Annotated in this window: 17 protein-coding genes; 8 read left to right on the forward strand and 9 right to left on the reverse strand. The window is 39.6% G+C overall.

The genetic code is table 11. The features are described 5' to 3' along the window. Positions 1–160: 160 nt before the first annotated feature. The gene (gene queG, locus MTP09_RS06385; RefSeq protein ID WP_243551266.1) at positions 161–1090 is read right to left on the reverse strand and encodes a tRNA epoxyqueuosine(34) reductase QueG; all 930 of its coding nucleotides are present in this window, start codon (positions 1088–1090) and stop codon (positions 161–163) included. A 77-nt stretch (positions 1091–1167) separates the two neighbouring features. On the opposite strand from queG, the gene MTP09_RS06390 reads away from it, so the two are divergent. From MTP09_RS06390 to MTP09_RS06415, 6 genes are all read left to right on the forward strand, one after another. Then, positions 1168–1455 (forward strand): rhodanese-like domain-containing protein, encoded by a 288-nt coding sequence (locus tag MTP09_RS06390; protein WP_243551268.1) that lies wholly within the window; start codon positions 1168–1170, stop codon positions 1453–1455. Positions 1456–1709: 254 nt separating this feature from the next. Further along, the gene (locus tag MTP09_RS06395; RefSeq protein WP_243551270.1) at positions 1710–2285 is read left to right on the forward strand and encodes a hypothetical protein; all 576 of its coding nucleotides are present in this window, start codon (positions 1710–1712) and stop codon (positions 2283–2285) included. Positions 2286–2399: 114 nt separating this feature from the next. Continuing rightward, the gene (locus MTP09_RS06400) at positions 2400–3449 is read left to right on the forward strand and encodes a glucokinase (protein WP_243551272.1); all 1050 of its coding nucleotides are present in this window, start codon (positions 2400–2402) and stop codon (positions 3447–3449) included. Positions 3450–3504: 55 nt separating this feature from the next. After that, positions 3505–4080, forward strand: coding sequence for a YceI family protein (locus MTP09_RS06405; protein ID WP_243551274.1), 576 nt, complete (start codon positions 3505–3507; stop codon positions 4078–4080). Between the two features lie 111 nt (positions 4081–4191). Continuing rightward, complete coding sequence (locus MTP09_RS06410) at positions 4192–4758, forward strand: YceI family protein (protein WP_243551275.1); 567 nt, start codon at positions 4192–4194, stop codon at positions 4756–4758. A 63-nt stretch (positions 4759–4821) separates the two neighbouring features. Beyond that, entirely contained in the window at positions 4822–5463 is a 642-nt protein-coding gene (locus MTP09_RS06415; RefSeq protein WP_243551277.1) for an alpha/beta hydrolase, read from the forward strand. A 23-nt stretch (positions 5464–5486) separates the two neighbouring features. On the opposite strand, the gene MTP09_RS06420 is transcribed toward MTP09_RS06415, so the two are convergent. From MTP09_RS06420 to MTP09_RS06430, 3 genes are all read right to left on the reverse strand, one after another. Then, positions 5487–5834, reverse strand: coding sequence for a tellurite resistance TerB family protein (locus MTP09_RS06420; protein ID WP_243551278.1), 348 nt, complete (start codon positions 5832–5834; stop codon positions 5487–5489). Between the two features lie 56 nt (positions 5835–5890). Then, positions 5891–6976, reverse strand: coding sequence for a BT_3928 family protein (locus MTP09_RS06425; protein ID WP_243551279.1), 1086 nt, complete (start codon positions 6974–6976; stop codon positions 5891–5893). Between the two features lie 141 nt (positions 6977–7117). After that, a complete protein-coding gene (locus tag MTP09_RS06430) occupies positions 7118–7684 on the reverse strand; it encodes a DUF1599 domain-containing protein (protein WP_243551604.1) in 567 nt (188 codons plus the stop codon). 348 nt (positions 7685–8032) lie between these two features. Here MTP09_RS06430 and folP point away from each other — a divergent pair, with 348 nt between their 5' ends. Then, positions 8033–8878, forward strand: a complete 846-nt coding sequence (gene folP / locus MTP09_RS06435) for a dihydropteroate synthase (protein WP_243551280.1) — start codon at positions 8033–8035, stop codon at positions 8876–8878. 169 nt (positions 8879–9047) lie between these two features. Here folP and MTP09_RS06440 read toward each other — a convergent pair whose 3' ends face one another. Further along, positions 9048–10199, reverse strand: coding sequence for a glycosyl hydrolase family 18 protein (locus MTP09_RS06440; protein WP_243551281.1), 1152 nt, complete (start codon positions 10197–10199; stop codon positions 9048–9050). 222 nt (positions 10200–10421) lie between these two features. Here MTP09_RS06440 and MTP09_RS06445 point away from each other — a divergent pair, with 222 nt between their 5' ends. Continuing rightward, a complete protein-coding gene (locus MTP09_RS06445) occupies positions 10422–10733 on the forward strand; it encodes a hypothetical protein (RefSeq protein ID WP_243551282.1) in 312 nt (103 codons plus the stop codon). 170 nt (positions 10734–10903) lie between these two features. Here MTP09_RS06445 and MTP09_RS06450 read toward each other — a convergent pair whose 3' ends face one another. The 4 genes from MTP09_RS06450 to MTP09_RS06465 form a co-directional block, all read right to left on the reverse strand. After that, on the reverse strand, positions 10904–10981 hold the full coding sequence (locus MTP09_RS06450; RefSeq protein WP_243551606.1) for a hypothetical protein: 78 nt from the start codon (positions 10979–10981) through the stop codon (positions 10904–10906). A 196-nt stretch (positions 10982–11177) separates the two neighbouring features. Beyond that, on the reverse strand, positions 11178–12971 hold the full coding sequence (locus MTP09_RS06455; protein ID WP_243551283.1) for an acyl-CoA dehydrogenase family protein: 1794 nt from the start codon (positions 12969–12971) through the stop codon (positions 11178–11180). 15 nt (positions 12972–12986) lie between these two features. Continuing rightward, complete coding sequence (locus tag MTP09_RS06460) at positions 12987–14168, reverse strand: thiolase family protein (RefSeq protein WP_243551284.1); 1182 nt, start codon at positions 14166–14168, stop codon at positions 12987–12989. Between the two features lie 56 nt (positions 14169–14224). Beyond that, on the reverse strand, positions 14225–14584 hold the full coding sequence (locus MTP09_RS06465; RefSeq protein ID WP_243551285.1) for a four helix bundle protein: 360 nt from the start codon (positions 14582–14584) through the stop codon (positions 14225–14227). Positions 14585–14609: the final 25 nt, after the last annotated feature.

Here is a 14609-nt window from a genome sequence, read left to right on the forward strand (position 1 = left end):
ATAAAAAAAATTTATTGAAACAAAGTTCAATAAACTTTTGTAATCGCATCTAATAATCGGTATTACAAAGAATTTTACCAACTATTTTTGACTATTAAATCATAATTGATTAATTGCTTTTTGCTCAGTATCGTAATAGTATAATTCCAGTTGACCTATATTACTTTTGAAGAAATTCCATATTTCTTTTTAAGCCAGAAAATCTGGTTCTCTTTACGGGCGACTTCCGAAATATTTCAGAAAACAGTTCCTGTGTAATTTCCTTCCAGTCTTCTCTTTTAAAGGTTTTCAGAAAGGCGTTTGGTCGGAATTTTTCTTCCAAAGTCGGTGTGGCAAAACGGTTCCACGGACACACATCCTGACATATATCGCAGCCAAACATCCAGTCTTCCATTTTGTTTTTAAAGGTGTCGGGAATTTCGTTTTTCAGTTCGATGGTGGCGTAAGAAATACATTTGCTTCCATCGATGATCCTATCGGAAACAATCGCGTCGGTCGGACAAGCGTCGATACATTTCGTGCAGGTTCCGCAGTGGTCGGTTGTCGGCGCATCTTCCTTCAGGTCAAGATCACAGATGATTTCAGCCAGGAAATAGAAGGAACCTTGCTGTTTGGTAATCAGATTCGCATTTTTTCCGATCCAGCCAAGTCCTGATTTTCTCGCCCAGCTTCTTTCCAAAATTGGCGCGGAGTCAGTAAAAACCCTGCAGTCGAAGTCACCGATTTCCTCCCGCAGTTCGGCAACCATTTCTCTCAGGATTTCCTTGATGATTTCGTGGTAATCATTTCCGTACGCGTATTTGGAAATCTTAAAACTGTCGATGGTTGAAATTTCTTCTGCAGGAAAATAGTTGTAGGAAAGCGAAATCACCGATTTTGAACCTTCCACCAAAAGTGTGGGATCGAGCCGCTTGTCGAAATAATTTTCCATGTACGACATTTCGCCGTGGTAATTCTGTTTCAGCCAGTTTTCGAAGGGTTTTGCTTCTTCCTCCAAAAAACCTGCCTTTGAAATTCCACAACTCTGGAAACCAAATTTCTGAGCTTTAGCTTTGATGAGGGCGGAATATTTTTCGGCGTTTTGTGACATAGATTACGTTGCAAAACTAACATTATTTTATAAATTTGGATTTCGAAATCATGAGATTAACCTTTAATAATACAATTATGAATTTAGATGAAATATTGAAATCGGGAAACTACCAGCTGATCGATGTTCGCGAGCCAATGGAACTTGAAATGGACGGAAGCATCGATGGTGCAGAAAATATTCCTTTGGGAGAAGTCGCCGACCGAAAAGACGAAATCCTGAACCTTGAGAAACCTGTTGTATTGTTCTGCAGAAGCGGAAACAGAAGCGGAAAAGCGCTCGAATACCTCACTGCTGAAGGATTGCAGAACGGCTACAACGGCGGAGGTTACGCAGATCTTCAGGAAAGATTGGACAATCTTTAAGGATAATAATCAAATAATAATGAGAGTCAATTGCAAAATTGGCTCTTTTTTTTTTGTCAAAAATTTGCCTTTTCTGCCAAAAAATTGTTGGTTTTCTGTCACACAAAATGTAAATAGTTGTTTAATTTTCTGAATATTTAAATGATTGATAACCATTAACTTATATTTTATTTTATAGTTTTTGTTTTAGTGACAGACTGATTTTGGCACGATTTTGACAAGTCACTATCCTGTAAAACTTAAAATTTGAAATTATGAAATCAATGAAAAAATCAATCCTTGCGTTAGGATTAATTACGGCAGGTTTAGTAAGTGCACAAAGTGCAGATATGAGAAATATGCTAAAAGTAGGAGCTAATGTAGGTTTAGCAGTTCCAGCGGAAAACGCATCAGCAAACATTGGTCTTGATGTAGCATATCAGAACTTGGTAACTCCAGGATTTGGTTTGGGTATCGCAACTGGTTACAGCCATTTCTTTGGAAGAGAAAACACAGTAAATAACGTAAAAGTGAATAACAATGACTTCGGTGTGGTTCCTGTAGCTGCATTGATCAGAGTTTATCCTAAGCAAACAGGTTTCTACCTTGGAACTGATTTGGGTTACGGATTTATTGTAGGTGACAAGAAAGTTGCTTCAAACAGTACAGTTGACCGACCAACAGGAGGTTTCTATATCAAACCAGAAATCGGATACCACAACAGAGATTGGAATTTTGCACTTCAATACCAGAAAACTTTTACAGGAAGTACTGGCGAAATCGGCTCACAGAAATATAGTGCAGGAGCTTTAGGAGTTGGAGTTGGTTACAATATTCCATTAGGAAAATAATTTCATCAGAAATAAAGTCGGGACTAAAACCTTTTCAATTTTTTTGGAAAGGTTTTTTTGTTTTTTCAAATATTTTTTCAAAACAATTATTATCTTTGGTTTTTAGACAGTAAAATGGAAAATAGAAATAAATTCAAACTTTTTCTACCCGCAATCTCCAGTGCGAAAAACAGTGGTGTTACCTTGGTCGCTGCCGATGTAAGGCATGAGGAAACCTTCGTCGGGTTGTACCGTGCCGAAAATCAGGAAGTAATACTGAAGAATGAGGCAGTTTACCACACTCAGAACTTTGATTCGGTGACTGAAATCCTGAAAGATTTTATCAGCAAAAATTCAGACGAGAAAATAAGTAGGGTAGCTGTAGCGGTTCCTGGTCCTGTAATCGCCGGAAAAAGTGAGCCACAACGATTACCATGGAAACTGGATGCGGAGGAAATCAAAAACGACCTACAAGTTGAAAAAGTTTTCCTGATCAATGATTTGGAAGCTTCTGCATACGGACTCTGCAGCGTTTCGGAAAAAAACATTTACACTGTTTACAAATCGGAGAACTTCACTCCCGGAAATGTAGCTATTTTAGCTCCTGGTGCAGGTTTGGGTGAAGCTGGACTTTTTTGGGACGGCGAATCTCTGAGACCTTTTGCAACGGAAGGTGGCCACTGCGAATTCTCGCCAAGAACCAACGACGAAGTGGAATTCTACCAGTTTCTGAACAAAATCTACGGCATCGTAAGTTGGGAAACCGTTCTTTCAACGTCGGGACTTTTTAATATCTATCGTTTTGTACGCGACATCAAGCGACAAAAACAACCTGAATTCTTAACCAAAGCAATCGAGGAAGGCAATTTCACCGAGGCGGTTATCAATGGCGCACTCGAAAATAAAGACCGAATCTGCAATGTGACCATCGACACTTTCTTGGTTTTTATGGCGAGAGAAGCCAACAGTCTTGTCTTGAAACTCAAAGCAACCGGTGGTTTGATTCTTTCAGGAGAAATCCCAATGCTTCTGGAGAAATTCTTAAAGAACAAGACTTTTTACAAGCACTTCATCATCAGTGATAAAATGGAATCGGTGCTGAAAGATATTCCGATTTATTTGGTAAAAGACAAAAATTCGATCATCAACGGAGCCGCATCTTACGCTGCATTTTTTGAAGATTAATAATTAATAACTCCGATTCTGTCGGAGTTTTTTTGTTTAATGGTTTGATTTTTTAATGATGAAAAAACTGATTTTACTTTCCCTATTACTCTTTGCAGTCTGCATTTATAGCCAATCCCGAAAAATCATCGATTCAGAAATCCGCTGGAAAGCGTATAAAACCTTGAAGGCAGAATCGATGTCACACTACGGAACCGTGAAACTGAAATCAGCAACCGTAACTTTTAACGGGAATGATTTGACTGGCGGAAGTTTCAGTATGGATATGAACTCGATCGATGCCGAAGACATGAATGGAAACCCGAAACTGAAGAAAATGCTCGAAAACCATTTGCGGAGCGATGATTTCTTCGATACCGAAAAATTTCCCGTTTCGACTTTTCAAATAAAATCGGTGAAGAAAAGCAATAACAGAAACTACGACGTACAAATTTTGGGAGTTCTTACGATTAAAGGAATTTCAAAGAACATTACCTTCCCCGCAAAAACTGTGACCGCGGGAAACACGACGACCATCACTTCGGCAATGTTCACCTTCAACCGGAAACACTTCGGACTGAAATACAATATTTTCGAGGACATGCTCATCAGCAACGATGTGGAGATGAATGTGAAGATCGTGGTTCAGTAGTTTCTTTCAACCTATTAGGTTTTCGCCAAAGCTTCAGCTTTTCTTAACATACATCAATGCCGAAGTTTCTTTAATAACCCTATTTTTGCCGAAAAATAAAGTAAAAGATTTATGAAAAAATTAGCATTGTTTGCAGTTCTTGCAGGAGGTTTGGCTTTCGGTCAGTCGAAAAAGGTAGTAGCGTCTGAAGCAAATTGGTGGGGTTACAAAATCGCAAAAACTGAGGCATCATCACATAACGGTACGGTAAATGTGAAATCCGGAAATATCGTGATGAAAGGAAACCAGGTTGCAGGCGGAACTTTTGTTTTGGATATGACTTCGATCAACACAACAGATTTGACAGGAGAATACCAAACCAAACTGAACAACCACCTGAAAAACGGTGACTTCTTCGAGGTAGACAAATTCCCTGAAGCGACCTATACCATTACTTCTGTTAAGAAAAATAATGATAAGATTTATAACTATATCGTCAACGGAAACCTTACTGTAAAAGGAAAAACCAACCCGGTTTCATTCCCTGCAAAAATTGCGTACAGCAAAGGTGTGGTAAGTTTGGTATCTAAAAAATTCTCTTTCGACAGACAGAAGTTTGATGTTGCCTACAAATCTACAGCGCAGGATGTTTTCATTAAAGACGATGTAGATATGCTGGTGAAAGTTACTGCAAAGTAATCGGTACAAAAAATCTATGGTTAAAAAGAGCAGAATCATTGCTCTTTTTTTTATTTTTGAAGTATGAAACTGTATGTTGTAAGCGGATTGGGAGCCGATTTCAAAGTGTTGGAAAAACTGAAATTTCCAGAAAATATGGAAGTGGTTTTTCTCGACTGGCTCATTCCCGAAAACCATGAAAGCTTCGGTCATTACATCAAAAAAATGGCGGATCGGATCGATGACTCGGAACCGTTTTCGCTGTTGGGATATTCGTTCGGCGGAGTGATCGTGCAGGAAATCGATAAGATCAAACCTGCGGAAAAAGTGGTGATTTTAGGAAGCATAAAATCCGACAGTGAAAAGTCGAGGTTTATCAAAGCGGGTGAAATTTCCGGAATTCCAAAGTTTCTTCCTGTGTCTTTCTTTAACGAAAAATCCACAGTTGCTTATTCTTTTTTGAGAAAAGTCATTGATCCAAAAAACCCGAAATTGATGGAATATTTCACGGTTCGTGATCCTTATTATTTGAAATGGTCCATCGAAAAAATGGCGGGTTGGAAATCTCAGGAAAATCCTAAAGTCATCCAGATTCTTGCGGATCGCGATATTGTTTTTCCGCCAAAATATTCAAAACCCGATTACGTCATCAAAAACGGAACGCATCTTTTTCCGGTAACTAAGGCGAAAGAGGTATCAAAAATACTATCTGAAATTTTCATGTAGAATTCCTGTAATTGGAATTTTCATTAAAGTTTCCACATATTCTTCAAGAGCTTGTAGAAGTGGTGTTCGCGGTCGGTTACCTCGTCATCTGCTTTGATGAGCGACTTGGCAAACTTGGCAAATTCCTTTCTTTCCTTTTCGGTAGAGTCGTCGTGGAAGCATCTTGCGTGGAATTCGAAGTGGTCTTTCCATTCTTCGGGTTGAAGGAGTGCGATGACTTCAAGCTCGTTGTCGAGATTCATTTTGAAGGGAAATTCTTCCGCGAGGTATTCCTGGATTTTCATTCCTTCTTCAGGGGCAAATTCACCGTCCACGGATGAAAGGATCATTAATAAATGATAACCTGCGATGGATTTATTTGACTTTTGCATATTCGGTTTTGTTTGATTTTATTTGAGGTTGTTTGAGGTTGTTCGAAGTTGTTGGATTATTTCTTCAGATAGTCTTTTGCCGAGAGTTTATCGGTGATTTTTCCGTTTTGTAAAGTTAAGACAAAAGGATTGCTTCTTGCAATGGTTTTAATTGCGGTTCCGTCCATCATTCCGTTTTGAATTTGGGTGAACGTGTTTGGATCTGTCGATATTCCGAAAACTGTTGCATCTTTCAGATTCTTCACCTTTGCCTCGGTTTTAGCGATCAGATCTTTGTCGGCATTTTTCGGGTCGTAAGAAAAAACAAGGACTGCTTTTGGCGCTTGCAGTATTTCTTCGGTCAGATCCATTCCTTCAGCGGTTTCGGGTTTGAATTTTGCAATTTCAGATTCGTAACCCTGCTTCACGATTTTCGAGGTCGTCTTTCCTTCCTCGATTTTCCACGGGCTTCCTTCTTTCCAGTATTCTTCTTTGTTCACATATTCATCCTGGTTTACATCGAGTACTTCGCCAGTTTTTTCATTTTTAAGGGAGTAGAATGTTTTATATTCTGAAGGGTTTTTTGCGATTTTGGCTTTCTCGGCATTTAAGTCCGTTCCGATTTTATAATGTCTGAAGTCGATCAGCGGTTCGTGAGAAATTCCCCAGTTAATCACAAAAACCATCGTAAGGAAAGCAAATGCGGAAGCATATTTTTTGAAGCTACTTTTTTCTTCGGGTTGGTTGAGTTCGTTGCGATACAGCATCCACAGAATAAGAAGTCCGACTAAGAGAATGATGTCTTTCCAGAAACTTTGCCAAGGGGTAAATTTAATGGCGTCGCCGAAACATCCGCAATCAGTCACCACATTGAAGTAGGCGGAGTAGAAGGTGAGAAATGCAAAGAAAACACAGAGTGCGATCAGAACCGTTAAAGTAAGTTTTAGCCGCATTCTCAGCAGCAGCATAAATCCAAAAACCAGTTCGATCACCACCACGAAAATCGCAATCGGCAATGCCTGTTTCTCAAAAAATGGCATGTTGAAAACGGTGGGCGAAAAATATTCCTCCAGTTTGAAGGAAAAACCGATGGCGTCAACTGCTTTCACAAAACCCGATGCGATGAAAACCAGGGCGATGAGGATTCGTAAAATGTGCTTCATAGAAATAGTTTAAGGTTTGATGTTTAATGTTCTTCCAAGTTTCAAGTTTGTACCATTTCAGATTTCGTTCTTCCTTCTTCGAATTTCGTAATTCTTACTTCGTACTTCGTATTTCCGTCTTCGGACTTCCGTCTTCCAACTTCAGACAAATTTCGGTTTGAATTCTTCTTTCTCCTCCGAAAGTTTGATCAGCGCAAATACCGAGTAATTCAGCATATCATAAAAATTGGCGTCAATTCCTTCAGAAACCAGCGTCACTTCTTTGTTTCTGAGAATCATCTTCATCCTCAGAATCTTCTGGTAAATCATATCGGTGATGGATGAAATCTCCATATCGCGCCAAGCTTCGCCGTAGTCGTGGTTTTTTCTTTCCATCAAAGCTTTTGCTTCCGCGGTAAATTTATCGTACAGGAAAACCATTTCTTCCTTTGTTCCGTCGAAATCGTCTGCAAAACCTTTCTCGATCTGGATCAGTCCGATCGCCGAATAGTTCACAATTGCGGTAAAGTTTTCTTCCTCACTTTCACCTACTTTCGAGATTCCCGTGATCTGGTAATTTCTTAAGCTTTTTACTTTAATCAAGATTTGGTCAACTACAGAAAGTGTTCTCAAAACTCTGAAGGAAGCACCGTAATCCGACTGCTTTTTGATGAAGAGTTCGCGGCACCCCGCAATTACTTCATCAAACTGTAATGATGTTCTCGTCATAATTTTCTTAATGCTCAAAGATAAGGATTTTGCTCGGAAGTCGGAAGTTTGGAATCCCATTTACCAGGTCAAACACAATATGATTTTAACCACAAAAGTCACAAAAGAATAGTGCTTTAAATCAGTACTAAAGGAAATGCCACAATGCTTTTGGAAGATAACAAAATAAAAAAGCGAAGATTTTTTGAACTTTTGTGTTCTGTTAGTAAGTATTATTTTCAACTTCATCATTCTTTAAACATTAAGCTTTTGTCCCTTTTGTGGTAGTAGTACATTTGTTTTCTTAATGCGTATGACATTCCCATTTACAGCCAATTTCGGTGAGAAATATTTCGGTAAATTTGCGTTATGCAGAATCCCTTAACCAACATCGGTTACCATTCAATCAACTGCCACGGAAAATTGGTGGACCTCACTTTTCCCAAGATAATGGGAATCCTGAATCTTACTCCCGATTCATTCTCGGACGGTGGTAAATTTAATAACGAAAAAGCAGCTTTGCTCCACGCTGAAGAAATGATTCGTGATGGTGCGGCGATCATCGACATCGGTGCGCAGTCAACCAGACCGAACTCTGAGTTTCTGACGGCTCAGCAGGAAATTGAAAGAATCGGGAAAGTCATCTCTTTAATTAAAAAAGAATTTCCTGAAACGCTGATTTCGCTCGATACTTTCCACGCCGATGTGGTGAAGTTTGGAAATGACGAGGGAATCGATATTGTCAACGATATTTCGGGAGGATACTACGATCCAAAGATGTTTGAAACAGTAGGAGAGAACGGACTTCCCTACATCCTCATGCATGTAAATCCCACCTACGAATCCATGCACGAGAAAATAATTGAAGAAGATATTTTGATTAATGTCAACCGATATTTTTCTGAAAAAGTTCTGGAATTGCAGGCATTTGGAGTTAAAGACATTATTCTCGATCCAGGTTGCGGATTCGGAAAAACGGTGGAGCAGAACCACCAGCTGCTGGATGAGCTGGAATTCATCGGATTTGGAAAATTTCCATTATTGGTGGGGATTTCCAGAAAGTCATTTATTTATAAACCTTTAGGAAAATCACCTTTAGAAATCAATGAAGAAACCCAGAAACTCCATCTGAAATCATTGCAGAAAGGAGCGAAAATTCTCCGCGTGCACGACGTGAAGGAAACAGTGAAGGTACTAAATGAATTTAATGTTTGATGGTTGAAATTTAAAGTTTCAAGTTTCAAGTTTCAATCCTGAAATCTGAAATCTGATGTCTGAAATCTGACATCTGACATCTACGAAGTGGTAACATTTCCCGTCCGTTTCAGTACGCCCCAACTTTGGATTTCGCCTTTCACCGCTTTTCTGATGGATTTAAAGTGCATCAGCGGGCGGTTAACCAAACATTGTTTTTGGAGGCAAATTCATCGGCGCTTCCTGCGAAATCATACGCATAATGGAGGTTGTAGGAATTATTGTCGAAACTGATTTCCGATTTCGAAATTTTAGCACGGTCAATCGCCTGACTGTAGGTGATGTCTTCAGTTCGGGTGCCGTTTTCGTCCTTAATCCATTGTCTTCCATACGCACCGATTCCCAAAATCAGTTTTTCCGACGGAACATCTTTAGCAATCGAATCCATCTGTTTTTCGATCCATTTTTGGTCAGCAATCGGTCCAGCTTGCGACGGGTCGTTGAACTGATCATACGCCATGATGATGAAATAATCAGTATAATCTTTCAGAAATTTCACGTTGTAATCGGAGTTATCGGCCATAATGTCGATGGAGACAGTGAGCCCGTTTTTCCTGAACTGTGTGTAAAGATTCTTCATAAAGGAATTCAGAAACTCGTCGGAATTTTCATTCATTTCCTCGAAGTCGATATTGATTCCCTGAAGCTGGTTTTGCTTTAAAGTCGAAATAATCTGGGCAATAAGATTATTCTGGATTTTCTGGTCCTGCAAAACCGTGTGGAGCAGATCGCCGCTGAAATTTCCCTGTTTTCCAGGAACCGAAATAAAGTTGTTGAGGATCGGCTGAATGCTCAATTCGTAATGTTTCATCACCGAAAGTGCTTCCTTGTCGATTCTGGAATCCAACTGATAAGTTTTCGGATTGATGAAAAACCATTCGGGATAAATCGTGTTGAGTTTACCGCCATTGGAACGCAAATCGAGCAGTGACAATGGACTCCAAGGTGTGTAGAAAGCCGCGCGGATCAGCTTCGCATCAATCGGTTGTTGATGCTTTTCTTCGTAGGCAATCCTTTTGTTGAGGAAATCTTTAAACCCTTTAAATTTCTTGTTTAGTGGGGTAGAAAGTGTAAATGCATTGGAAGGATTGACTTTCGATTTGTAGGAATTTCCCACAGAATTCATCACGGGCATCGATGGGTTTTTTCCCCTAAGTACGGCGATTACGACAACTGCGGTGGTGAAGATCAGGATTGCTCCTACGATTCTAAGTGTCCATTGGGTTGCTTTGTAGCGTTTTGCGTCATTGGTTTGGAAAACCTGTCTGGATTTGTCGGACATTGATTGCTTTTATTGTGCAAATTTCTCCAATTAATATTCCACGCAGAAAAATGTGGATTAAATTTTAATTAAAATTTTTGAGGGAAAAACATTGAAATAGAAATTGTAAGAATCTGTATATCAAAAAATTAGTTATCTAAATGAAGCTATCAACTTTAATGTAATTTTAATTTTCCGTTTGAGCAGAAATCTTTATTTTTAACACATCAATTTTTCAAGAAAATGAACCTTACTCCTGAAGGACAAAAACTCTTTAACAAACTGATTGCAGAAATGCTCGATGACGGCTTTGTGAAAATCAGCGAGAATACCTTTTATAAGAAATTAGGGAATATCACCGTGTCTTTGGGAGAACAGGCGCTGACCATTGCGCATCAAGGGAAACTTTACGGAATTATTCCCGAACGCGAATTCCTGAAATTAGCCAACAGCTTCGAACCGATTTTGCTGCAGATCAAATACCTATTGGCTTTTTCGATGAGGCAGGATATGAATCGGGTGGTGAATTTCTTTACGCATTATTTTTTGAATTAGTGAAGTTATCAAATTGTGTAAGCCACTAATTCATTAATGAATTCTTTTGAAAAAAATCAAACGCAAAAGAATCATCTCTTTTTTATCTAAAATATTTTTGTTCGGTTGAAGACTTTCATTTCAAAAATAATTTCACAAAAAAAGCAGGGTACACCTGCTTTGAAATTTAGTTAATTTTCAACCCTGAACGAGACTTTGCATATGCAGCCGCAGGAGATAATCTGTCCGTCTTTCACGTGGCATTTCATATCTTTCACATAAACGCTGTCGATATTTTTATGGTTTTGGATGCTTCCGCAACTGCTTGTTACACAGCGTCATCAAAACTTACTGATGAAGTGGCGATCGGTGAATTCCTGATTTTTAACGATAATTAACGATTGATTCAACAAAAAGAACGCCCCGAAAAACTTCGGAGCGTTCAAACCACATATCAAACTATTACTAGTAAGATCCTTTTTCGATGTAGTGTGCAGCCACTTTTTCAGTAAGCGCCACCACATTCGGCATATTCGTGTATTTCGTGAATCTTCTCAATCCGGAAAGCATCATTCTTTGCTCATCACCTTCAGCAAAAGAAACGATTCCTTCTTTTGCTGCTACAGTGATTTTTTCTACAGCTTTGTATAGGTTAAGCTGAGCCATTGCTGCTTCTACAGATTCAGGAGCGAAGTGTTTTTCTGCTCTCAATACTGCAGATTCTGCCATATAGATTTGGTTCAGGATTTCAGAAGCATTCAGTAATAAGTGCTGCTGTTTCTCAATATCCATCATAAATTTCTGAAGTGCAGCTCCGGAAACCATTAGGAATACTTTCTTAAGGTTGTGGATTAATGCTTTTTCTTCAGACATATAAGCTGAATAATCTGGAACTTCGAATGAAGGGATTCCCATCAGTTCTTTTCCAATTGCCATTGCTGGTTTCAGAAGATCCAATTCGCCTTTCATTGCTTTTTTAATCAACATTCCTACAGAAAGAAGACGGTTGATTTCGTTGGTTCCTTCGTAAATCCTACCGATTCTCGCATCTCTCCAAGCTGCTTCCATTGGTGCATCTTCAGAGAATCCCATACCTCCGTAAATCTGGATTCCTTCGTCAGCAATATTCTGAGTCAAGTCAGATACAAACACTTTAAGGATTGAACATTCTACTGCGAATTCTTCCAATGCCTTCATTTCAGCTTTTTGGTGATCCATTCCTCCTGCAATTAGTTCAGCAACTTTGTCTTCTACGTTTTTCGCTGCTCTGTATGCACCTGCTTCGGAAACGAAAATTCCAGTCACCATTTCAGCAATTTTCTTGCGGATTGCCCCGAAAGTGGAAATCGCAACACCAAACTGTTTTCTTTCGTTGGCATAATTAATGGCAAGATTCGTGATTCTTCTTTGTCCGTCGATATTTGCAGCAGCCAGTTTAATTCTACCTGCGTTCAATGCGTTCAAAGCGATTTTGAAACCGTTGTTTCTTTCACCCAAAAGGTTCTCCACAGGAATTTTCATATCGTTGAAGAACACCTGACGAGTTGAAGATGAACGGATTCCCAATTTGTGTTCTTCTTCACCAAGAGTCAAGCTTGCTGGATCTTCCAATTCGCTTCTGTTGATTACGAAACCTGTGATGTTTTTATCGTCATCAATTTTAGCAAAGAATGTGAAAGTATCCGCAAAACCTGCGTTGGAAATCCACATTTTCTGTCCGTTGATGATGTAGTGTTTTCCGTCTTCGGAAAGTCTTGCTTTTGTTTTTCCGCTGTTCGCGTCAGAACCTGCATCCGGCTCTGTCAAACAATACGCACCAAATTTTTCTCCTATTGCCAAAGCCGGAAGATATTTTTGCTTTTGTTCTTCAGTCCCGTACAGTAGGATAGGAAGCGTTCCAATTCCGGTGTGCGCTCCGTAAGCAGTAGCCAAAGATCCGTTTGCTCCCGAAACGATGTCGCAAGCAAGCATTGTGGAAACGAATCCCATTCCAAGACCGCCGTAGTTTTCAGGAACAGCGATTCCTAAAGTTCCCATTTCACCAAGTTTGCGCATGGTTTCTTCAGTCAGTGCATAATCTTTTTTCTCGAAACGTTCGCGGTGCGGAACCACTTCTCTTTCCATAAAATCTTCAAGAGATTCGCGAAGCATTTTTTGTTCTTCAGTCAGTTCTTCAAGGGAGAAGATTTCCTGTGCGTCGAAATCTTTAATAAGGAATTCGCCGCCTTTTAGTGTGTTTTGTGTTGTTGTATCGCTCATTGCTATGTTGTTTTTTTATTTTAAAAATTCGAAAATTGAAGCAGCTCCTTGTCCTGTTCCTACGCACATTGTCACCATTCCATATTTGTTACCACGTCTGCGCATTTCATCGATTAACTGAACCGTAAGTTTCGTTCCGGTGCAACCAAGAGGGTGACCAAGTGCAATCGCACCTCCGTTGACGTTCAGGATTTCTTTGTTTAAATCCAGTTCTTTCTGAATCGCAACGGATTGAGAAGCGAAAGCCTCATTTAATTCAATTAAATCGATGTCTTTCAGTTCAAGTCCTGCTTGTTTAAGTGCTTTTGGAATAGCGTAAACAGGTCCCATTCCCATAATTCTTGGTTCCAAGCCTGCTGCTGCGTAAGAAACCAATCTTGCTTCAGGTTCAAGACCTAATTCTTTCACCATTTCTTCGCTCATCACGATAACGAAAGCGGCACCATCCGACATTTGAGAAGAGTTACCTGCCGTAACCGAACCTCCAGCTGCGAAAACCGGACGAAGTTTTGCAAGACCTTCAATAGAAGTATCTTTTCTTGGACCTTCATCTACCGTGAAATCGAATTTCTTGGTTTGCATTTTTTGGTTTTCATCCAGGAAATTGTATTCTACCGGAATCGGAACGATTTGATTGGCAAATTTTCCTTCTTCCAATGCTTTCAATGCTTTTTGGTGAGAATGGAAAGCGAACTCATCCTGTTCTTCTCTTGAAATATTGAACTGTTTTGCCACGGCTTCTGCGGTGTAACCCATTCCCCAATAATAATCAGGGTTAGATTTTGCTACATCGGTTTCAGGAACCGGTTTATAACCTCCCATCGGAATATAACTCATTGATTCCGTTCCACCTGCGATGATACAATCTGCCATTCCTGCCTGGATTTTAGCAGAGGCAATCGCAATCGCTTCGGAACCTGATGCACAATATCTGTTCACCGTAACTCCCGGAACTTTGTCGGTATGAAGTCCCATCAGAGAAATCAAACGGGCAACGTTCAGTCCCTGTTCTGCTTCAGGCATTGCGTTTCCAACGATCAGATCGTCGATTCTGTTTTTATCGAGTTGCGGAACATCAGCCATCAATTTTTCAATAACTGTAGCCGCCAATACATCGGGTCTTGTGAACCTCAAGCTGCCTTTTGGTGCCTTTCCAACGGCAGTTCTGTATCCTTTAATTATGTATGCTGTTCTCATTTACATTAGAGATTAAGAGACAAGAGACACGAGATTTTCGCGCCTTTGTCTATTGATTAGATTTTATTTTTGATATTTTCCTTAAATACATAAACCATTTTCTGAACTTCATCCAACTTGCTTAAAAGCGGTTCATTCACTTGTTGTGAAATGAAATTCAATCTTTCTGAAATAATCAGTTGCGTTTGAAGTTCATAAGACGAACCGTAAGCAATGTTCAGGAAATTGTAAAATTCTTTTTCACGCTCTCTTCCTGCGCCTTCCGCGATATTTGATGGAATTGACACAGCAGATCTCTTTATTTGAGATGATAAACCGTATCTTTCGTCATTTGGCATATCTGTAAGTGCTTTGTACACATCAACACACAAGTCGATGGAATCGTTCCAAATTTTTAATTTCTTGATATTATGCATCTTTTTCTATTTTAGAGTGGAGATT

The organism is Chryseobacterium suipulveris (assembly GCF_022811685.1).
In the GTDB taxonomy this organism is placed as follows: domain Bacteria; phylum Bacteroidota; class Bacteroidia; order Flavobacteriales; family Weeksellaceae; genus Kaistella; species Kaistella suipulveris.